Origin of the sequence: Mycetocola zhadangensis (assembly GCF_003668565.1) — a bacterium.
GTDB lineage: Bacteria > Actinomycetota > Actinomycetes > Actinomycetales > Microbacteriaceae > Mycetocola_A > Mycetocola_A zhadangensis.
This window is the reverse complement of record NZ_RCWJ01000003.1, coordinates 113,105-132,135: the sequence shown is the minus strand read 5'-3', so window position 1 is coordinate 132,135 and position 19,031 is coordinate 113,105. Positions and strand designations below refer to the sequence as shown.

11 protein-coding genes are annotated in these 19,031 nt (G+C 65.6%); 7 read left to right on the top strand and 4 right to left on the bottom strand.

All coding sequences use genetic code 11. The annotated features are described in order from the left end of the window. Positions 1-193: 193 nt before the first annotated feature. The 7 genes from D9V28_RS11290 to ptsP all read left to right on the top strand — a co-directional run bounded on the left by D9V28_RS11290 (position 194) and on the right by ptsP (position 15,193). Positions 194-1,414, top strand: a complete 1,221-nt coding sequence (locus D9V28_RS11290) for an FHA domain-containing protein (protein WP_147440971.1) — start codon at positions 194-196, stop codon at positions 1,412-1,414. Between the two features lie 112 nt (positions 1,415-1,526). Then, positions 1,527-2,954 (top strand): serine/threonine-protein kinase, encoded by a 1,428-nt coding sequence (locus D9V28_RS11285; RefSeq protein WP_121659849.1) that lies wholly within the window; start codon positions 1,527-1,529, stop codon positions 2,952-2,954. After that, the gene (locus D9V28_RS11280; RefSeq protein ID WP_121659848.1) at positions 2,954-8,776 is read left to right on the top strand and encodes an Ig-like domain-containing protein; all 5,823 of its coding nucleotides are present in this window, start codon (positions 2,954-2,956) and stop codon (positions 8,774-8,776) included. Before D9V28_RS11285 ends, D9V28_RS11280 begins: the two co-directional genes overlap by 1 nt. A gap of 53 nt (positions 8,777-8,829) precedes the next feature. Continuing rightward, positions 8,830-9,798, top strand: coding sequence for an AAA family ATPase (locus tag D9V28_RS11275; protein ID WP_121660116.1), 969 nt, complete (start codon positions 8,830-8,832; stop codon positions 9,796-9,798). A 9-nt stretch (positions 9,799-9,807) separates the two neighbouring features. Next, a complete protein-coding gene (locus D9V28_RS11270) occupies positions 9,808-11,205 on the top strand; it encodes a DUF58 domain-containing protein (RefSeq protein ID WP_121659847.1) in 1,398 nt (465 codons plus the stop codon). Continuing rightward, positions 11,202-13,499: a transglutaminase TgpA family protein gene (locus tag D9V28_RS11265; protein WP_121659846.1), complete on the top strand. Its 2,298-nt coding sequence runs from the start codon at positions 11,202-11,204 to the stop codon at positions 13,497-13,499. The genes D9V28_RS11270 and D9V28_RS11265 overlap by 4 nt, the downstream gene beginning before the upstream one ends. Positions 13,500-13,558: 59 nt before the next feature. Further along, positions 13,559-15,193 (top strand): phosphoenolpyruvate--protein phosphotransferase, encoded by a 1,635-nt coding sequence (gene ptsP / locus D9V28_RS11260; protein WP_121659845.1) that lies wholly within the window; start codon positions 13,559-13,561, stop codon positions 15,191-15,193. Between the two features lie 269 nt (positions 15,194-15,462). Here the strand turns inward: ptsP and D9V28_RS11255 are convergent, their stop codons facing one another. From D9V28_RS11255 to sdhC, 4 genes are read right to left on the bottom strand one after another with little or no spacing between them, the layout of a single operon-like run. Next, positions 15,463-16,224 carry a succinate dehydrogenase iron-sulfur subunit gene (locus D9V28_RS11255; RefSeq protein ID WP_121659844.1) on the bottom strand — a complete coding sequence of 254 codons (762 nt, stop codon included), beginning with the start codon at positions 16,222-16,224 and terminating at the stop codon, positions 15,463-15,465. A gap of 3 nt (positions 16,225-16,227) precedes the next feature. Next, positions 16,228-18,030: a succinate dehydrogenase flavoprotein subunit gene (gene sdhA / locus D9V28_RS11250; protein ID WP_121659843.1), complete on the bottom strand. Its 1,803-nt coding sequence runs from the start codon at positions 18,028-18,030 to the stop codon at positions 16,228-16,230. Between the two features lie 27 nt (positions 18,031-18,057). After that, on the bottom strand, positions 18,058-18,504 hold the full coding sequence (locus tag D9V28_RS11245) for a succinate dehydrogenase hydrophobic membrane anchor subunit (protein WP_121659842.1): 447 nt from the start codon (positions 18,502-18,504) through the stop codon (positions 18,058-18,060). A gap of 15 nt (positions 18,505-18,519) precedes the next feature. Then, a complete protein-coding gene (gene sdhC / locus D9V28_RS11240; protein WP_121659841.1) occupies positions 18,520-18,942 on the bottom strand; it encodes a succinate dehydrogenase, cytochrome b556 subunit in 423 nt (140 codons plus the stop codon). Positions 18,943-19,031: the final 89 nt, after the last annotated feature.

The following is a 19,031-nucleotide window of genomic DNA, read 5'->3' as shown; positions in this document are numbered from 1 at the left end:
GTCCAGTTTAGGTCAGGGCACAGACACCCGAGAGGCGCGAGGGAACGCCCGGACACCCAGCGCCCGAGCCGTTTGTGAAACCGAGGAATAGCCGAATTCACCGGCATAGGGGCAGAATGGAGCGACAGGCGTGCTCCGAGGGTTGTGGGGTGCACCCGGCTTGTGCGGATCGACAGTGTATTGAGGGACGAACGTGACGACGACTCAGCGAGTACGAACACCGGCACATTACCGCTACGCGATGACGAACCAGGGCACACCCTGGATCTACATCGTCGGCGATTCGATACTCGTTGCGATTCGAACACCATCAGAGCCCACCGTCGTCGAGAACCTGTGGGCGCTCGTCCACGGCGGTTCAGCGAGCTTCGACGAGATCCTCTCCGCTGTGCCGAACACCTCGGCGGGCCAGCCGTCCGCCTTTGTCGCTGTCGAACGCACCGACGAGAGCGCAGAAGACACGACAGTGAACGTCCTCGTTCACGGCGACGCCGTGCTCGACGTCTGCACGCCCGCCGGATGGCGCCGCGTCGTCCCCACGGATTCGCCCTGGCTGCGCGACAGCATCCCGAGCGTCTCGGCGCTCGCCGCAGGCGGTCTCACCGGCAACCCTGGAGCATCGTCCGGCGGCGTCTCCTTCCCGCTCGGCTCCGGTGTCATCGTCGCCAACCGGATCGACTGGCTCTCCGCAACGTCCCTATCGACGGATGCCACGGCATCCGTGTCGAATTCGACCTCCGTTCTCCCGGATAACGTTCTGCCCACCGCATCACCCGTGCCGCCAGCCGACGTCTCGATCGCTGCCGCCGTGGCCAGCGTTCCGGCACCTCCGGTCACACCGCCAGCCGGCCCCTCGCTTACCCACAGGCCGGCCGACGGCCCGCGCTTTGCTCCCGCAGAAACCGAGACCATCATCCGGCCGCCTGTGCAGCGGGTGAAAGCGCAGGACGACCCGATGATGCGGCACGACGGCGAGACCGTGCTTCGCCGCGACATCGCACCGCCGATCGAAGACGAAACAGTGCTGCGCGAGGCACCGATGGTGCCGAACGACCCGAAGACCCTGCTCTACGGGTTCCGGATCAACGGAGGCCAGGCCTACCCGCTCGACGCCGTGCACTACTTCGGACGCAACCCGCGCCAGCCGCGCATTCCGCTGCCGGACCCGTCGCGGCTCGTTCCGGTCGTTTCGGCGACGAAGTCGGTGTCGGCCACCCACCTGGAGATCAAGCAGATCGGTGACTCGATCGTCGCCACCGACCTCAAATCGACGAACGGCACCTCGGTAATCGCGCCGCAGAGCCACTGGCAGCGGCTCCGCGCCGGCGAAAGTGTCGTCGTCATTCCTGGCACATTCATCGACATCGGAGACGGCAACGTCATCGAGATTCTGCCCCCCTGGCCGGGGGTATAGAAGTTTTCAAATTTCCCTAGAATGGAAGAAAAGCCGGGGGGCATAGTTACGCAGTTCCTTCGCGCTCGCGATTCGTCCTCTCGACGCGCATTCCATTAGAAGGGAGGAACCCGTGGCACGACGCTTACCGTCCCAACCGCCCGCTCTTCCCGGGTTCTCCTTTGTGCGCATCCTCGGCTCAGGCGGGTTCGCCGACGTCTTCCTCTACGAGCAGGACAGCCCGCGCCGTCAGGTCGCCGTGAAGGTGATGCTGAGCGAATACGTCAACGTCGAAGTGCGGCGGATGTTCCAGGCCGAGGCCGACCTGATGGCGCAGCTCAGTGCGCACCCAGCCATCCTCACGGTGTACCAGTCCGGTGTCGCGGCGGACGGCCGGCCGTTCCTCGTGATGGAACTGTGCTCGGCGACGATCGGCGAAACCTACCGCGACGTGCCGCTGTCGGTGTCCGAAGCGCTCCGGGTCGGCATCAAGATCGCCAGCGCCGTTGAAACCGCACACGAGGCAGGTGTGCTGCACCGCGACATCAAGCCGGCGAACATCCTGATGACCGCCTACGGCAACCCCGTGCTCAGTGACTTCGGTATCGCGGGCACCCTCGGCGAATCGGTGCATGACGACACCGTCGGCATGTCCATACCGTGGTCGGCTCCCGAGGTGCTGCACAGCGAGACCAACGGCACACTGGCCAGCGAGGTGTTCTCACTCGGCGCGACGATTTACTCGCTCCTCGCCGGCCGTGCACCGTTCGAGAGCACGCACGCCGACAACTCATCGGCCGCCCTGATCTCCCGGGCCAGCCGCGGCAAGCCAACGCCGATCGGCCGGGCCGACGTGCCCGAGCGGCTCGAACGTGTGCTGATCCGCAGCATGTCGCGCCAGCCAGCGCAGCGGCAGCAGTCAGCCATGGAGCTCATCCGCGAACTGCAGGCCGTCGAGGCCGAACTCGGGTTCGCACAAACGCAGCCAGACGTGGCCGTCTCTGCCTGGGTGCAGGCACCGGTCACTGATTCAGGAGATCGAACCCGCGTCCAGGCCATCCGCACTGTCGACCCGGGCAAACGGCGCCGCCGCACAGCTGTCGACTCGTTCTCCGACCCAGGCGCCACCCGTACGGCAGCCCAGGATTCCGGTTCCCGCGGCGACCGCAGCTCCGGCCTGCGCCAGCCGATCGAACGCGGTCGCGCTTTCGTCGCGGCCATCGTGGTGTGCAGCGTCCTCGTTGTGCTGCTCGCCGTGACAACGGTGTTCGTCCTGGTCCGGATCTCCTCGTCAGACGGCATCCCCGCTGTCGCAAACGTGTCAGCCGAGCTTCGGAACTCCGAAGTGGTGTTCAGCTGGGCAGATCCGGGCATCGCCGCGACGGATTCGTACGCCATCCGCACAGCAGATGGCGCAGCATCCGTTCAAAAATCGACAGAGTTCACCATCGATGCCGACCCGGGTGACCGCGTCTGCGTCACCGTCCGGGTCACACGCGATGGCACCCTCGGCCCCGCGAGCAGCGAAAAATGTGTTGACGTTCCTGCCGGGACCGGCTGATGATTCGTTCGTGGTTGCGCGCGCATCGATCAGCCCTCGCGACTGTGACAAGCGGCACGGTGATCTGCGCCGTCATCGCAACCGTCGCGGTGGTCTCGAACGGGTACCGCGCCCAGCGGCTCGACCTCGGCGACGGTGCCGTCTGGGTGGTCAACGAGGCACGCCAGGCCATCGGCCGCGCCAACACCCAGGTTTTTGAACTGAATACAGCGGTCCGAAGCGCGTCGGCACAGATCGACGTTCTGCAGTCTGGTGAAACCGTGCTGCTCGTCGACAACGCCCGCAGCGCGCTCGACATCATCGACCCGTCGACGTCGACGGTGACAGACAGCGTTCCGCTCCCACCAGGAACAGGAACCGTTGCCCTCGGCGGCGGCCGCGTGGTGATCGAGACCGGCGGTGATGTCTGGTTTGTTCCGCTCGCCGACCTTCCCACCTTCGATGCCGAGGCTGACCCTGACCTGTCTTTGGGGGCGGATGCTGTCGCCTCCGTCAACACGGACGGTGACCTTTTCGTGTTCTCACCCGAGACGAGCAGCGTCTATCGCGTTCCGGCAACTTCGGAGACCGTGACAGACACCACCGAGGTGCCGGAGCCCACCGGTGGGGTCCAGCTCAGTTCGGTCGGATCGGACTTTGTCCTCCTCGACGAGGCCGAGTCCATCGTGCGCTTCGCTGGTCGGTCGGTGCCGCTGCCCGAGGCCGACGGCGCTCGGCTGCAGCTGCCGTCGCTGTCAGGTGATCGTGCCCTTGTCGGTGTCGACAACGGGCTCGTGGCCGTGCCGAACGGGGGAGGGGACGCGTCGTTTCTGACCGAGGACGCCACAGGAGCGGCCAGCAGGCCCGCCAGTGTGGGGGATTGCGCGTTCGGGGCGTGGTCGAACGGATCGGTGTTCACTGAGTGCGACGGTGAACCCACGCTGTCTGAGCTGGAAGGGCTCGCCGGCGCCGCTGACCTCGTCTTCCGGTCGAACGGCGACCACGTGGTGCTCAACGATGTCGCCGGTGGTGCAGCGTGGGCCGTGCAGTCTGGCAACCGCATGATCAACAACTGGGACGACCTCGTCGCCCTCGACGACGATGAGGAAGAGGTTGAGGACAACAACGAAGACACTCCTCCCGAGTACGACGAGGCCCAGCAGCCGCCGACGGCGATCTCTGACGAGTTCGGCGCGCGCCCTGGGCGCACAGCACCGCTCCCCGTGCTGCTGAACGACTTCGACCCCAACGGTGACGTGCTCATGATCAGCTCGTTCACGCCGCTGTCAGACAGCGCCGGCCGGGTCGAGGCCGTGAACAACAACCAGCAGTTGCAGGTCACCCTCGAGGCAATGGCGACTGGGGTGCACAGCTTCGACTACACGATCACCGACGGCCGGGGCGCAACGGCGTCCGCGACGGTGACCCTCACGGTGCGCCAGCCGAGCGACAACGGGCCTCCCGCCCAGGCGCGCACAACCAAGGGGTCCGTGGCCAGCGGCGCCAGGCTCTCGCAGGCCGTTCTCGGCGACTGGGTCGACCCTGACGGCGACCCGTTCTACCTCACCCAGGCCGCCGTCGCCGCGCCGGATCTTGTGCAGCACACCCCGGACGGCACAGTCATCTACACCGATGCCGGTGCGGGCGGCGAGCTCAAGGAGATCGGCCTCACCGTCTCAGACGGGTCGGCGGAGGGCACAGGCATTTTCGCGGTCACCGTGTCACCGCCGGGAGCCGTTCCGATCGTCACCGAAGCCTTCGGCCTCACCGTTGAGGCGGGACTCGAGGTTGAGGTCGCTCCGCTCGCCCACGTCCGCGGTGGAACAGGACCACTGCGGCTCGCCAATGTGCCTGCCAAGGCCGGCGCGACCATCACCCCCGACTACGACGGCGGCACCTTCCGGTTCTCGAGCACCGAGGTGCGTGACCACTACATCGACTTCTCGATCACCGACGGCACCCTGACCCAGACCGGCTTCGTGCGCATCCAGGTGATCGCCCCGGCGGACGCCGGCGCGAAACCGGTCACCGTTCCGCACACGGTCTTCATCCGCGAGCAGTCGAGCGACACCGTCGATGTGCTCGCCGGTGACTTCGACCCGGCCGGCGGAGTGCTCGTCGTCACGGGTGTCTCGAACATCCCACCGCTGTCAGGCATCCGTGCTGAAATTCTTGAGCAACGGATGCTGCGCATCACCCTGACGAATCCGCTTGACGGTCCGGTTTCGTTCAATTACCGCGTCTCAAACGGTGTCGCCGACGCCGAGGGAACCGTCACGGTTGTCCAAATCCCCAACCCGGCCAAACGCCAGCCTCCCGTCGCCTTCCCCGACTCCGTCTCGGTGCGGGTTGGGGATGCCATCGACGTTCCGGTGCTCGCCAATGACACCCACCCTGACGGGGATCCGCTGACGCTCGCGCCCGAGCTGGCAGGCAACCTGCCGGACGGCGGCGGCCTGCTCTTCACCGCTGGGAAGATGCTGCGCTACCTGGCGCCGGACAAGCCGGGCAACTTCACGGCGAGCTATCGGGCCTTGGCGCCAGACGGACAGTGGTCTGACGCGCAGGTGGTCTTCAACGTTCGAGAGGTCGACACCGCATCGAACGCCGCTCCGGTACCCAAAACCGTCACCTCCCGGGTGCTGAGCGGAGAACGGGTGCGCATCACGATTCCGCTGGGCGGCATCGACCCCGACGGCGACTCGGTGCAGCTGATCGGCCAGAGCTCGAACCCGAACAAGGGTGCGGTGACCGGTGCTGGCACCGACTGGTTTGACTACGAGGCTGGCGCGTACTCGACAGGGACGGACAGTTTCGAGTACACGGTTGTCGACGCGCTCGGTAAGCAGGCAACGGGGCTCGTGCGCATCGGCATCAGCGCCAAACTCGACGGCTCACGCGTTCCGGTCGCCACTCCTGACGAAGTGATCACTCGACCGTCGTCGACCGTCGCCGTGCGTGTGCTCGCGAACGACTCCGATCCCGATGGAGGAACGCTCGCCATCACCTCGGTCGAGCCGACCGGTGAGGGCGCAACCGCCGACATCGATGACGATGTCATCCGGGTCACAGTTCCAAGGGGTGAGGGCCGGTACGGTTTCATCTACGAAATCGAGAACAAATACGGAAACACGTCGAGTACCTTCCTGACCGTCGTTGTTCGTAACGATGCCCCACTTGCCCGCCCCGTGGCATCCGACATCGTTCTCACCATCGATGACATCGCCGATCGGTCAACGATCGACGTGAACGTTCTGCGGAGTGTGTTCTGGGCAGATGGGCCGGCCTCGGAACTTGACGTGTCGATTCCGGCCGGATTCGGCGACGGCGCCTCGGTGACCAAGTCGAAGCGCGTGCAGGTGCGGCTCGACGCCCGATCGCAGATCATCCCGTTCCAGGTGAGCAACCCCGACGACGCCACCGTGAACGCGCTCGCCTTCATCTGGGTGCCGGGGCTCGACGACGCGCTGCCGCAGCTGCGCTCAGGTGCTCAGCCGATCTCGGTTGTGAGCGGTGAAACGGTCACGATTCCGCTCAACGACTACGTGGTCGCGACGGGAAACAAGAGCGTGCGGTTGACCGATGCCGCGAAGGTGCGCGCGACGCACTCGAACGGAGCCGACCTCGTGGTTGATGCAACCACGCTGCGGTTCACGAGCGCTGACCTGTACTTCGGGCCAGCATCGATCTCGTTTGAGGTGACGGATGGTGAGAGTGCGACGGACCCCAACGGGCGCGTTGCGACGCTGGTGCTGCCGATCGAGGTGTCGTCCCGTGAGAACCAGCCGCCGGTGTTCGCTGGCGGATCGATTGACTTCGAGCCAGGCCAGGAGAAGACGATCGACCTGGTGAAGCTCACCACCTATCCGTACGCCGACGACCTGGACGAACTGTCGTACCGGGTGCTCGACCCACGCCCGGCTGGATTCACGGTCGCGGTCAACGGGCAGCAGCTGATGGTGACCGCGGGAGCGGACGTCGCGCGCGGGTCGACGCCCAGCATCCTGGTCGGGGTGCGTGACGCTGTGAACGACGGTGTTGCTGGGCGCATCCAGCTGGGTGTTGTTCCGTCAACGAGGCCTCTCGCCGTTCCGGCAACCGACACGGCCATTGCCCAGCGGGGAACGACAACGCCGATCGACGTGCTCGCTAACGACGGCGCGACGAACCCCTTTCCCGGAACACCGTTGAGGGTTGTCGCTGTGCGCGGACTCGACGGAGGGAACCTGCCCGCCGGTGTCACGGTTGTGCCGAGTGCTGACAAGTCCCGGCTCACCGTGAGCGTCGCTGCCGATGCGGCGGCGATCGACACGTCACTGCAGTACCAGGTGGCTGACGCCACGGACGACCCGGCGCGGTACACCTGGGGCACCGTGCGAATCTCGGTTCAGGATCGGCCGGACCCGGTGTCGAACCTGCGGGTCACCGGCTTCGCCGACCGCCGAATCTCCCTCACCTTCTCGCCCGGTGCGTCCAACAACTCGGCGATCACCGGCTTCGACGTCGAACTGTTCCGGGTGAGCAACGGCACATCGCTCGGAGTGACGAGCTGCGCGTCGACCACGTGTGACGTTGCAACGGGCGGTAACGGGTCGGACAACTCGGTTCGGGTGGCTGTGTCTGCCCGTAATGCGAGGGGAGCATCAGATCCGGTGCGCTTCGGTGAGCCGGTCTGGTCAGACGTGATTCCTGCGGCGCCGACCAACCTGGCGGCTGCGCCGCTTGATGGCGGACTGATGTTGAGCTGGGATGCGGTGCCGCGGCCGGGGCAGGGCAGCCCCGTCGATGAGTACGTCGTCACAGTTCCGGGAAACCTGCAGGGCACCCCAGCCTGCAGCGCTTCACGGTGCTCGGTCGGAGTGACAAACCTGGCCAACGGAAACACCGTCCAGTTCTCGGTGTCGGCGCGCAATGATGCGTACCCGGCGCTCACCACCTGGAACAGCGCGAGCGGACAGGGCAAGCCGTTCGGAGCGCCGAGCGCCGGTTCGGCCTCGGCCGTGAGCGATGCGGTCGGCGGGTCGGCGACGGTGTCGTGGTCGGGATTCGATGGGCGCGGTGACGACATTCGCGGCTACTTCGTCGGCCGGTTGAATTCGCCATCGGTGTCGCCGAACGCGTGCACGGTATCGAGTCCGGCACCTGGCACGGTTTCGGAGCCGTCCGGTGGGTCGATCGACCAGGTGGTGTCGCTGCCTCCGAGCGCCTCCAGCTACACCTTCCCCGACCTTGCGAATGAGAACTCGACCTACTACTTCGTCGTCTGGGGACACAACGGCGCGGGGTGCACGGCCACCAACGTTGCCTCAGCTGTCTTCCGTCCGCTGCCGCCGGCGCCGTCGGCGAATCCCGTGATGCAGTTCCGCGACACCGCAGACACGCTGCGCGATTTCTATGTCCCTTCGATCGCGCCGGCCGGGTTCACCTACCAGGTCAGCCTCGCAGGCGCCAACGACTGGCGTGCGTTCGGCAACAGCGGATACCCCAGGGATGCCCTTGGGCTGCCGTACGGCCAAACCGTGTCGTTCCAGCTGCGCGCCTGTAACGTCTGGGGGAGCGGGGCATGTGGCCAGCCCTCCGCGGTGTACACCGCACCTGAACCATCGATCACACTGAACCCGACCGCCCTGGAGTACGACGCGGCCTCCACCACGTGGAGTTGGGCAGCGGGCCCGGACAACGGTGCACTTCCCGCAACGTATGCCTGCGGTGCGGTCAACGACCCGGCGATCACCGGAACCGCGACGGGTAACACCTGTGTTCTGAGCGCCCAACCCGTGGATGGGCGGGTCTGGATCGACGTGACGGTCAATGGCTACACGAAACGGTTCCTCAGGCCATGATGGACTCGACACAATTTCTTGCGGACTCCCGCACCACGGAAGGCACGAACTTCATGACAATGACCCCGGAGCAGGCCACGTGGTTCGCGGGAGTGTGCGATCAGCTCGTTGAAAACGTCGAGCAGGTCCTCCTCGGCAAGAACCACGTCATCCGGTTGTCATTCGTGACCTTGCTGAGCAGGGGACACCTGCTGCTCGAGGATGTGCCGGGCACGGGGAAAACCTCGCTCGCCCGCGCAATGGCCGAGAGCATCGCCGGCGCGTCAAGCCGTGTGCAGTTCACCCCCGACCTGCTGCCAGGCGACATCACGGGCGTGAGCATCTACGACCAGCGCAGCGGTGACTTCGACTTTCACAAAGGCCCGATCTTCGCGAACATCGTTCTGGCAGACGAGATCAACCGTGCCAGCCCGAAGACCCAGTCAGCTCTGCTCGAGGTGATGGAGGAGGGGCACGTCACAGTTGACGGCATTACCCACCCGGTCGGGGCTCCGTTCATGGTGATCGCCACGCAGAACCCGATCGAGCAGGCCGGAACCTACCGGCTGCCGGAAGCCCAGCTCGACCGGTTCATGATGAAGACGTCGATCGGCTACCCGGACCACCAGTCGACCATTCGTATCCTTGAGGGCTCGGACACGCCGGACAACACAGTGCTCAGCCCGGTCGTCCCAGCGGCAACCATCGCCGAAATGACCACGATGGCCACAACGGTGCACGTCGACCCATCTATCAATGACTACGTTGCGCGGATCATCGACGGCACCCGACAGTCCGCCGAAGTTCGGCTCGGAGCGAGTGTGCGGGGTGCGCTGTCACTGATTCGTGCCTCAAAGACGCTCGCAGCGGCATCCGGTCGATCATTTGTTATTCCTGATGACGTGAAGTCGCTCGCCGATACGGTGCTCGCTCACCGCCTCATCCTGGACGCTGAGGCGGAGTTCGACGGGGTGAACCCGTCGAACGTCATCGCCCAGGTGCTCATCGACACTCCGCCCCCGCGCGACACCGCCGCAGCCTAGGAGCACGACATGGCACAACCGAGCGACGTTCGAGGGGTGACGGCTCAGCAGAAAACGAGCAACCTCACGCGCGCCGCCGCGAACACGGGGTCGACTGAGCTCAACAACGCCAGGACCCGGCTCGTCGGCACACGACAGGGTGCGCTCGCTGACGCCGTGATTACGACGGTGCGCGTGAGCCGCGCCGTGCGCGAGGTGAGCGAGCGCTGGTGGGCCGCGGCGACGAGCGTCGTGACCTGGCTCGGCTGGGCGGTCGCGCTCGCGGTGATTGCTGCGTTCGCTATCGGGTATGGGCTCGGCTGGCAGGAACTCGTGGCCGGGGCGTGGGCTGGCACGATCGTTGTGATTGCGGCAGCCCTGTTCCTGATCGGGCGGACCACCCATGAGGCGACTCTCAGTCTTCCCGTGAACCGCATCGTTGCTGGCGAGAGCGCCGTCGGGCAACTCGATGTGGCCAACCCGTCACGCCGACTGCTTCCGGGCGCGCGGCTCGAGGTACCTGTCGGCGGCGGACTGGCCGATTTCCAGGTTCCAGCACTGCCGGCGGGCGGAAGCTACGAGGACGTGTTCACGGTTCCAGCCCTGCACCGCGGCGTGATTCCGGTCGGGCCGGTGCGCGTCGTGCGAGCCGACCCGCTTGGGCTCGTGCGCCGCGAGCGTGAGTGGGACGAGCGGATCGACCTCTTTGTGCACCCGCGCACCATTTCGGTGCCGAGCCTGAGCACCGGTTTCGTTCGTGACCTCGAGGGCAACCCCACGCGGGACCTCACCGCGAACGACGTCTCCTTCCACGCGCTTCGTGAGTACATGCCTGGCGACGAACGCCGCTCCATCCACTGGAAGAGCACGGCGAAAACCGGGCAGTTCATGGTGCGCCAGTTCGAGGAAACCAGACGAAGCCACCTCATGGTGGCGCTGAGCCTCTCCGCCGCCGACTACGTCGGTGAGGAGGATTTCGAAATGGCCGTCAGCGTCGCCGGTTCACTCGGTGTTCGTGCGATTCGTGACGCCCGAACAGTTTCCGTTGTCGCCAGTGAGTCCACCCCCGAGTTCGCCAAACGCAAGGTCTTCGCCATGAGAACCCTCGCGGCGATCAGCCCGACCCGGTTGCTCGACGACCTCAGCAGCGTCGACCGGTCGGCAACAGCGCTCGGCCTCTCCGACCTCGCCCGGGTCGCCGCCGACTCGATCGCCGGCATCTCGCTCGCCTTCCTGGTCTGCGGCGCAGCCGTCACACCTGCCACCCTTCGCCAGGCCTCGCGGCACTTCCCTGCCGGTGTCGAGGTCATCGCTGTTGTCTGCGACCCCGAGATCGTGCCGAGCTTCCGCACGGCCGGCGAACTCTCCGTGCTGACCATCGGTTTTCTTGAGGACCTCCAGCAGGCCATGGCTCGGGCGGCAGCGTGAACGAGAGAACGGATGCCACGCGGTTCGTTATCTGGAACGCACTGTTTACGATCCTTGCGGTGGGCGTGGCATCCGCTCTCTGGTGGCCGATCTATCAGGTGTCGCAGTTTGTGATCCTCACGGTGGCTGCGATGGTGCTCGGCGTTCTGATCGCGATTCTCGGCTGGCGCCTGCGACTGCCAGGCTTCGCTCTCCTGGGAATCACCATTGGCGTGTATCTCGTTGTCGGTGTTCCCCTCGCCCTTCCCGATGCCGCGTTGTTCGGGGTGCTGCCGACGGGCCCGGGGCTGCTGGACCTGATCACGGGCACTGCGGAGAGCTGGAAGCAGCTCGTCACGATCCTGCTGCCGGTTGGTGCATACCAAAGCCTCCTCATTCCGCCGCTCGTCAGTATCCTGTGCATCACGGTGATCACGCTGTCGATCGCGTTGCGCACCCGACGGCCCGAGATGGCCGTCGTCTGGCCCATGCTGCTCGCGGTGCTCGGCATCGCCTTCGGGCCTGAGATCGGCTGGCAGTCGATCGCCCTCGGCCTCGCCGTTCCTGTCGTCGCCCTGGTCTGGCTGGTGTGGCTCGGCCGATCACGGCACCGCGCCCGCCAGCGCCGGCACGCGAACACCCTCGCGAGCGTGAGCCCTTCACGGCGCGAACGGCACCGGGCGGCCGTCGTGAGTGTCGTCAGCGCCACCCTCATCGTGGCCGTGGCGACCTGCGGTGGTGCCGTCATGGCGTCGGTTGTTCCGGCGTCCGCCGACCGCCAGGTGATTCGCTCGCACATCGAGCAACCGTTCAACCCGCGGGCCTATCCGAGCCCGCTATCGGGGTTCCGAAGTTTCCACCTGCCCGATGCTGCCGCCGAAGAAATGCTCACCGTGTCAGGGCTGCCTGCCGACGGGCGCCTGCGGCTCGCGACGCTCGATGTGTACGACGGTGTCGTTTACACGGTGGGTACAGAGGAGATCTCCGCCGAATCCGGAACCTTCGTGCGGGTGCCGTACCGGCTCGACCAGCAGGCAAGCGGCCAGCTCGTCTCCCTCGACGTGACGATCTCGGGCTACTCGGGCATCTGGCTGCCAGGCGCCGGGCACCTGCGGTCGATCGACTTCGACGGCCCGAACGCGAGCGAGCTGGCCGACAGTTTCTTCTACAACGACGTGACGGGCAGTTCAGCCGTCGTGAATGGACTGGCCGATGGCGACAGCTACCGAATGAACTCGGTCGTCGCTGAAACACCGTCGGTCGAGGAACTCGCCGACGTTCGCCCCGGCTCGGCAAGCGCTGCGCCCCCGGTCGACCTGCCAGGGGTGATGAGCGAGCGGCTCGACCTGTACACCGACGGTGTGACGGGTGCGGGGGAGCGGCTCGTTGCCATGCTCGACGGGCTGAAAAGTGACGGATACATCAGCCACGGTGTCGGCGAGAACGAGCCGACAAGCCTGTCGGGGCACGGCATGGACCGGATCACCGCCCTCTTCACCGAGCGGCCGATGGTCGGCGATGAAGAGCAGTACGCGGTCGCCGCGGCATTGATGGCGCGCGAACTCGGCTTCCCCTCCCGGGTCGTGATGGGTTTCCTGCCCACCCCAAACCCCTCGACCGGAACGGCAACCGTCCTCAGTAACGACATCAGCGCCTGGATCGAAGTGCAGGCGGATGATGGCACGTGGCTCACCGTCGACACGACTCCGCCTCTTCGGGAGATCCCCGAGAAGGAGCTCGACGAACCGACCAAGGTCTCCCGGCCGCAGTCCGTCGTCCAGCCGCCCGTCGAAGAGGAGGAACCAGACACCGAGCAGCTCCCCGCCGACGACACGGTCGACAACGACGACCAGCCGCTCGACCCGCTGCTCGCCCTCCTGCTCCTCGTTGCCCAGATCCTCGGCTGGTCGCTTCTCGCACTCGCTGTGCTCGCCTCGCCGTTCCTGGCCGTGATGGCCGCAAAGGCACGGCGGCGCGTTCTTCGACGGTCCCGTCGTACGCCCGCTGAGCGGATTCGAGCCGGCTGGCAGGAGTTTCAGGACTCTGCCGTCGACTACGGAATCGAACCGCCGCCATCGGCTACACGCCGTGAGGTGGCCTCAACCGTTGGCGGTAAGCGGGCGTTCGCACTGGCATCCGTCGCCGACCGAGCGACCTTCTCGACCGAGCGTCCAAGCAACGAGGATGCCGACCGGGTGTGGGTAGCCGTCGACGACCTGCGGAAGTCCCTCGGGTCGAAGCGCACCCGCCGGGAACGCCTGCGGGCTGCGACATCGCTGCGTTCGCTCGGCATTCGTCCGCGCCGCTCCAAGTGAACCGGGGTCCGCGGACCGCTGAGGGGAGCCGGTAGTGTCGGACGCACGGGAGGAACGACATGCTGCTCAACGGCACTGGAGTGGGTCGCGGTATTGCCGTCGGTCCCGTGATACGGATGCCCGACCCGCTGCCGATCCCCGATGAGGCGGAGCGCACCACCGACGCCGAGTCCGAATACCTGCGAGCCGTTGCGGCGCTTGGTGATGTCGCGCGCGACCTGACCGAACGTGCCCGGCGTGCAGGCGGTGAAGCCGAAGGGGTGATCCTGACCCAGTCGATGATGACGCAGGACCCAGCGCTTCTTGACGACGTCCGCTCAAGAATCGAGGCCGGCAGCACGGCTGAGCGTGCGGTGTTCGAGGCGTTCTCAAGCGTTCGGCACATGCTGCTCGCGCTCGGCGGGAGCCCGGCCGACCGGGCCGTCGACATCGGTGACGTCGGACAGCGAGTGGTCGCCCGCCTGCGTGGTGTGCAGCCGCCAGGCGTGCCGGAAACCGACCACCCGTTCGTGCTGATCGCCGGTGACCTCGCACCGGCAGACGCGGCCGCGCTCGACATCGGGCAGGTGCTCGGGCTGATCACCGTCGGCGGAGGACCGACATCGCACACCGCCATCCTCGCTCGGTCGAAGGGTATCGTCGCGATTGTGGGGGTGACGGATGCCACGGACATCGCGCAGGGGACGACTGTCCTTCTCGACGCGGGCGAAGGCACCGTCACCGTGGACCCCACTGCCGACGATGTGACCGCCGCTCGCCAACGCCTCGTCGCGCGTCGCGTGGCTGTGCCGGTTGGGCCAGGCACGCTGGCGGACGGTACCCGCATCCCGCTGCTCGCGAACATTGGTGGTCCCGGCGAGGCGGCTGCCGCCCTCGAGCTCGGAGCCGAGGGGATCGGCCTGTTCCGCACTGAGCTGCTGTTCCTCGGCGCACGAACGGCGCCGACCGTCGCGGAGCAGCAGGCGGAGTACGCCCGGCTGTTCACGATCTGCGCTGGAAAACGGGTCGTCGTACGCACCCTTGATGCCGGGTCGGACAAGCCACTCGAGTTTCTCCCAACAGGTCAAGAGGAGAACCCGGCGCTCGGGCTGCGGGGCATCCGCGCAACCCGCGTGCACGAGTCGGTGCTGCGCGACCAGCTGACCGCGATCGCGGCCGCCGATGCTGAGACCGATGCTGACGTCTGGGTGATGGCGCCGATGGTGGCTGATGCCGACGAGGCCGGCTACTTCGTTCGCCTGGCGCGCGAGCACGGCGTACGGGTGGCCGGGGTGATGGCCGAGGTGCCGTCGTGCGCGTTGATGGCCGGCCAAGTGCTCGGGATCGCCGACTTCGTCTCGATCGGCACGAACGACCTCACCCAGTACACCCTCGCCGCCGACCGCCGGCTTGGCTCGGTCGCCTCATACGCTGACCCGTGGCACCCCGCCGTGCTCAGGCTCGTGAAGATGCTCGGTGATGCCGGTGTTCAGTCGGGGAGACCGGTTGGGGTGTGCGGCGAGGCGGCGGCTGACCCGATGCTCGCCGTCGTTCTGGTGGGGCTCGGAGCCACGAGCCTGTCGATGGCGCCGAGCGCGTTCGATGCCGTGCGCACCGAACTGAGACAGCACACGCTCGAGCACGCGCGGGCCCTTGCCGTGCGGGCCCTGTCGGCGTCGACGCCGGCCGAGGCGCGGGCGTTCGTCCGGGAGTAGGGGAGCGCGGCTCCGCTCGTCGAGGGGATTGGCCGCGGCATGAGTCGTCACATATGGCTGCGCGGCATTCGAGTCGGCCCAAAGGGTCGTTCCTGCGAAATTGAATGACCATCTCGGACGACTCGAATCGTCGAATGACCCTTTGGGACGGATCGATCTCGAGGAGAAGCTTTCCTTGCAGCGGCAGACGCTCTGCACCACGAACCCCTCAACGACGAAACCCCCGCTTCGAAAGAAGCGAGGGTTTCGAGGTCGAACGGGTGCTGGCTTTACGGCTTGCCACGCATGAGGGCCTGCTTGACCTCTGCGATCGCCTGGGTGACCTGGATTCCGCGAGGGCAGGCATCCGTGCAGTTGAAGGTGGTGCGGCAACGCCACACACCTTCCTGATCGTTGAGGATGTCGAGGCGAACCTTGGCAGCATCGTCGCGCGAGTCGAAGATGAAGCGGTGTGCGTTGACGATCGCGGCCGGGCCGAAGTACTGGCCGTCGGTCCAGAAGATAGGGCAGGACGAGGTGCACGCGGCGCAGAGGATGCACTTGGTGGTGTCATCGAAGCGTGCGCGGTCGGCGACGGACTGGATCCGCTCCTTGCCAGGCTCTGCCTTCTTGGACGGGATGAGGAACGGCTGAACCTCGCGGAAGGACTCGAAGAACGGGTCCATGTCGACGATGAGGTCCTTCTCAAGTGGAAGGCCCTTGATCGCTTCGACGTAGATCGGCTTCGTGATGTCGAGGTCTTTGATCAGCGTCTTGCATGCGAGGCGGTTGCGGCCGTTGATGCGCATGGCGTCTGAGCCGCAGATGCCGTGTGCGCAGGAGCGACGGAAGCTCAGTGAGCCGTCCTGCTCCCACTTGATCTTGTGCAGCGCGTCGAGGATGCGGTCGGTCGAGAACATCTCGACGTCGTAGTCAACCCACTTGGGCTCATCGTCCAGTTCGGGGTTGAACCGGCGGACGATCAGGGTGACGATGAACGGCTTGAGAGCATCGTCAACGGGAGCCGGGGCGTCAATGGTGGCGGTCGACATGGGTTAGTACTTCCTCTCCATTGGCTGGTAACGGGTCATCACGACCGGCTTCCAGTCCAGGCGGATGTGGTCAGCGGCATCCGAAGAGTGCGGGTCGCCGGTCAGGTACGCCATTGTGTGCTTCATGTAGTTTTCGTCATCGCGGTCGGGGTAGTCATCTCGCATGTGTCCGCCGCGGCTTTCCTTGCGGTTGCGTGCGGAGAAGACGACGACCTCGGCGAGGTCAAGCAGGAAGCCGAGTTCGATGGCTTCGAGCAGGTCGGTGTTGTACCGGCGGCCCTTGTCCTGGACGCCGATGTTCATGTACCGGTCGCGCAGGTGGGTGATTGTCTTTGTCACGCTGTCGAGCGACTCGTCGGTGCGGAACACCTGGGCCTTCGTGTCCATCTCCTCCTGCAGTTCCTTGCGGAGGACGGAGATGCGCTCGGTGCCCGGGTTGTTGCGGACGCCCTCGATCATGTCGCGCACGAATACTGCCGGGTCCTCCGGCAGTGGCAGGAACTTAGCGTTCTGCACGTAGGCGACGGCGTTGTTCCCGGCGCGCTTTCCGAACACGTTGATGTCGAGCAGCGAGTTGGTGCCGAGTCGGTTTGAACCGTGCACCGAGACGCAGGCGCATTCGCCTGCGGCGTAGAGACCGGGAACAACCGTGGTGTTGTCGCGCAGCACCTCGGCGTTAACGTTGGTGGGGATGCCGCCCATCGCGTAGTGCGCTGTTGGCATCACCGGAACCGGTTCGGTCACCGGGTCGACACCGAGGTAGGTGCGTGCGAACTCGGTGATGTCGGGGAGCTTCGTCTCGAGGACTTCGGCACCGAGGTGGGTGCAGTCGAGGTAGACGTAGTCCTTGTTCGGACCAGCGCCGCGGCCTTCGGCTACTTCTTTGACCATGCAGCGCGCGACGATGTCGCGGGGAGCGAGATCCTTGATGGTGGGGGCGTAGCGCTCCATGAAGCGCTCACCGCTCGCGTTGCGGAGGATTGCTCCCTCGCCTCGAGCGCCCTCGGTCAGGAGGATGCCGAGTCCGGCGAGGCCGGTCGGGTGGAACTGGAAGAACTCCATGTCCTCGAGGGGGAGCTTCTTGCGCCAGATGATGCCGACGCCGTCACCGGTGAGGGTGTGTGCGTTCGACGTCGTCTTGAAGATCTTGCCGAACCCACCGGTGGCGAAGATGATCGCCTTTGAGTGGAAGACGTGCAGGTCGCCAGTCGACAGCTCGTATGCGACGACTCCGGCTGGCTGCTCCACTCCGTCGACCTCGCTCATGATGACGTCGAGAACGTAGAACTCATTGAAGAAGTTGATGCCGAGGCGCACGCAGTTCTGGAACAGCGTCTGGAGGATCATGTGGCCGGTGCGGTCGGCGGCGTAGCACGCACGGCGAACCGGAGCCTTGCCGTGGTCGCGGGTGTGGCCACCGAAACGACGCTGGTCGATCTTGCCCTCTGGCGTGCGGTTGAACGGAAGACCCATGTTCTCAAGGTCGATGACGGCGTCAATCGCTTCCTTGGCGAGGATCTCGGCTGCGTCCTGGTCAACCAGGTAGTCGCCACCCTTGACGGTGTCGAAGGTGTGCCACTCCCAGCTGTCTTCCTCGACGTTGGCGAGGGCAGCAGCCATGCCGCCCTGTGCCGCTCCCGTGTGGGACCGCGTCGGGTAGAGCTTGGAGATGACGGCAGTCTTCGCGCCGGGGCCGGCCTCGATGGCCGCCCGCATGCCGGCGCCGCCGGCGCCAACGATGACGATGTCGAACTGGTGGTAGTGAACTCCATCGATGATGGTGGAGTCGCTTGGGTCCTGAGTCACAGATGCATCCAAAATTTCAGTTGTTCGTTACGCAGCGCAGAACGAGGGGAGAAGGTCAGCAGGCTGTCCGGCGGGGCACGGGTCGAAGGTGAAGACGACGAGTGTGCCGAGGAGGATGAGGATCGCAACGGCCGCAAGGATCGCACCCTTGAGGATGGTGCGGGTCATCTTGCCGCGGGCGTAGTCGTTCACGATCGTGCGCATGCCGTTGCCGCCGTGGATGAGCGCGAGCCAGAGCATCGCGACGTCCCACCACTGCCAGAACGGTGACGCCCACTTGCCGCCGACGAAGGCGAAGTCGATTGCGCTGACGCCGTCACCGACGATGAGGTTCATGAAGAGGTGGCCGAAGATGAGAACGACCAGGATGACGCCGGAGGCGCGCATGTAGATCCAGCCCCACTTTTCCCAGTTGATTCCCTTTTTGCGGGCGGGACGTACCGGGGTACGGGGAGCGTCGATGGTTTGAGACATGAGGTTCTCCCCTTTCTAGTGGCTGAAGACGTTGATCAGGTGGCGAGGCGTGAAGCCGAGCATGGTGATAACCCAGAGGGCGATGACCACGTAGAACATGACCTTCTGGTACCTGGTGCCCTTCGACCAGAAGTCGATGAGCACAATGCGCAGGCCGTTGAAGGCGTGGAAGACGATGGCGCCGACGAGGGCGACCTCTCCGAGGCCCATGATGGGCGTCTGGTACGTGCCGATCACCGCGTTGTACGCCTCCGGCGACACACGCACGAGCGCCGTGTCGAGGATGTGCACAAGAAGGAAGAAGAAGATGGCGACACCGGTGATTCGGTGCAGAACCCAGGACCACATACCTTCGCGACCCCGGTACAGGGTTCCTGCGGGGACTCGGGAAGTGGTGGTATTCAACGGTGGTGTTCTTTTTTCAGTCTGCACTGACATCGAACGGCCCTCCCTGATTGAAGCCTCATAACCGCCTAGTCAGGCGGCCGTGCGTCACAACGGCGCGTTGCAACAGTCTACGTTCCGCG

Bases quoted from the DNA above. Each gene is read 5' to 3' on its own strand.
- D9V28_RS11280 (WP_121659848.1), top strand. From the start codon at position 2,954: ATGATTCGTTCGTGGTTGCGCGCGCATCGATCAGCCCTCGCGACTGTG.
- D9V28_RS11275 (WP_121660116.1), top strand. From the start codon at position 8,830: ATGACAATGACCCCGGAGCAGGCCACGTGGTTCGCGGGAGTGTGCGAT.
- D9V28_RS11270 (WP_121659847.1), top strand. From the start codon at position 9,808: ATGGCACAACCGAGCGACGTTCGAGGGGTGACGGCTCAGCAGAAAACG.
- ptsP (WP_121659845.1), top strand. From the start codon at position 13,559: ATGCTGCTCAACGGCACTGGAGTGGGTCGCGGTATTGCCGTCGGTCCC.
- D9V28_RS11255 (WP_121659844.1), bottom strand. From the start codon at position 16,224: ATGTCGACCGCCACCATTGACGCCCCGGCTCCCGTTGACGATGCTCTC.
- D9V28_RS11245 (WP_121659842.1), bottom strand. From the start codon at position 18,504: ATGTCTCAAACCATCGACGCTCCCCGTACCCCGGTACGTCCCGCCCGC.
- sdhC (WP_121659841.1), bottom strand. From the start codon at position 18,942: ATGTCAGTGCAGACTGAAAAAAGAACACCACCGTTGAATACCACCACT.